1 protein-coding gene is annotated in these 2,482 nt (G+C 59.1%); it reads right to left on the reverse strand.

The genetic code is table 11. The annotated features are described in order from the left end of the window. Window positions 1–2,316, reverse strand: a 2,316-nt coding sequence (gene tssH / locus GW579_RS23720; protein WP_165062254.1) for a type VI secretion system ATPase TssH, incomplete at its 3' end; no start/stop codon positions are given. Window positions 2,317–2,482: the final 166 nt, after the last annotated feature.

Raw genomic sequence — 2,482 nt, forward strand, 5'->3', positions numbered from 1 at the left:
GAGCAGCGCGGGCTGGAAGTGATCGCGCAGAATAGGGCGCAGCATTTCCTGCAAATCGCTGTCAGTGGCTTCCGGTTGTTCCTCCAGCAGCTGCATGATGTGGTCGCTGCCAAGGTTGGCGGTCATCAGGATGACGGTATTTCGGAAGTCGATCTCCCGCCCTTCGCCGTCGCGCATAAAGCCGCGGTCGAAGACCTGATAGAACAGGTTCATCACGTCGCGGTGCGCTTTCTCGACTTCATCGAGCAGGACGACGCTGTACGGACGTTTGCGCACGGCTTCGGTCAGAATGCCCCCCTGACCGTAGCCGACGTAGCCCGGTGGGGAACCTTTAAGCTGGGAAACGGTATGCGCTTCCTGATATTCGCTGAGATTAATAGTAATCAGGGATTTCTCGCCGCCGAACAGGCAGTCGGCGAGTGACAGCGCGGTCTCGGTTTTACCCACGCCGCTCGGCCCGACCAGCAGGAATACGCCCAGCGGACCGTTTTCCGACGTCAGGCCGGTTTTGGCAGCGCGCAGACGCTGCGCCATTTCCATGAGCGCGCGATCCTGCCCGATGACGCGCTGCCCCAGGTGATTTTCAAGTTGCAGCAAATCTGTCTGTTCGTCTTTTAACAGGCTGGACAACGGCACGCCGGTCCAGTCGGCAATCACGGTAGCCACCGTGCGCACATCAACATCCAGACTCAGCAGCGGCGCGTTGCCCTGCAAATGGCTGAGTTGATCCTGCAGGCTGGCGATCTCTTCCTGACGGCTGATGTCCTGGCGGGTCTCCAGCAGTTGCTGCGTCAGGGCTTTCTCCGCGTGGTACTGCGTGTCCAGCGCGGTGAGTTGTTTGCTCAGACGGTCGGTCTCCTGTTCAATCTTTTCAAGGCGATCGCCGTGCGTTTTGTTGCCCAGCGCAATATCTTCCAGCAGTGCCTGTTCTTCCATTTCCAGCGCGGTGATTTGCGCTTTCAGACGGGTTAAATCTTCCGGCAACGTATCGAGACTCATACGGACGCGGGCGCTGGCGGTGTCCAGCAAATCCACCGCTTTGTCCGGCAACTGGCGGCCGGTGATATAGCGGCGCGACAGGCTGACGGCGGCTTTTACCGCTTCATCGGTAATGTGTACGCCGTGATGTCCGGCGTAGCGGGATTTCAGGCCGCGCAGCATCAGGCTGGCCATCTCGTCGTCCGGCTCGTCGACTTTGACAATCTGGAAGCGGCGCTCGAGGGCGGCGTCGCGTTCAAAAAACTGTTTATATTCCGACCAGGTGGTGGCGGCGATGGTACGCAGTTCGCCGCGGGCAAGGGCGGGTTTGAGGAGGTTGGCGGCGTCCGCGCCACCGGCCTGATTGCCTGCCCCGATGATGGTGTGTGCTTCGTCGATAAACAGGATAACCGGCGTCGGGGAGTGCTGGACGGCGTCGATGACGTTTTTCAGACGTTGTTCGAATTCCCCTTTAACGCCCGCACCGGCCTGAAGCAGACCCAAATCCAGCGTGCGCAGGCTGACCGTTTTCAGGCTGTCCGGCACGTTCCCCTCCGCGATGCGCAGCGCAAGTCCTTCCACCAGCGCGGTTTTCCCCACGCCCGGTTCGCCCACGAGGATCGGATTGTTTTTACGGCGGCGGGAGAGGATATCAACCATCTGGCGGATTTCGTTATCGCGGCCAAATACCGGATCAATTTGCCCGGCTTTCGCTTTTGCGGTGACGTCCAGCGTGAACTTATCCAGTGCGGCTTGCAGGGCTTCGCTCAGACCGTGGCTGGAGAGGTTGTCGGCTTTCGGCGTGGCAGAAGATTCATTCAGCGAGGACACCGGCATGTTCAGGCTTTCCTGTTGCTGGAGCGCTGAACGCTCTTCGGACACCGCATCCAGCATCGGTTTGAGACGGCGGAGATGTTCTTCACTCAGGCTGAACAGCGGCCACAGGCCTTCGCAGCGCAGCAGTTTAGGTTTGGCGATCAGGGCTTCGAGAAGATTCACGCTGCGGATAGTCTGGTTGTCGTCCTGCAAAGAGGCGGCCAGCCACGCAGATTTCATCAGCGTCTGCAAATCATCGGAGAGTTGCGGACGGGTGCGCACGGAACGCGGCAGGGCATCGAGATGGGCCAGCAGGCTTTGCCAGAGCGCGTCCATATCCCATTCATAACGGCGCGCCAGCACGGTGATGTCGCCTTCGCCTTGTTCGAGCAGTTTCAGCAACCAGTGTTCAGGCGTGATTTCCGCATGTGCGCGGGTCTGGCAAAGCGTCGCGGCAGCTTCCAGCGCTTTCGCGCAATACGGGTTCAGACGACGAAGTAAAACGGCTGACTGGTGTTCCATGCTCAATTCCTTTTTTGGGTATGCTACCGCCCTTAGCCTTTCCTTTGCAGGAACCCAGGCCCATAAGGTCGATGTCCGAATTATTTGGTGTTTACGAAACCGTCCGGGAAGCAGGGCAGTTTTGGAAACAACAAAAACAGCAGACGGCGAACCGTCTGCTGTAGGG

Origin of the sequence: Rahnella contaminans, from assembly GCF_011065485.1 — a bacterium.
GTDB classification, from domain to species: Bacteria; Pseudomonadota; Gammaproteobacteria; order Enterobacterales; family Enterobacteriaceae; genus Rahnella; species Rahnella contaminans.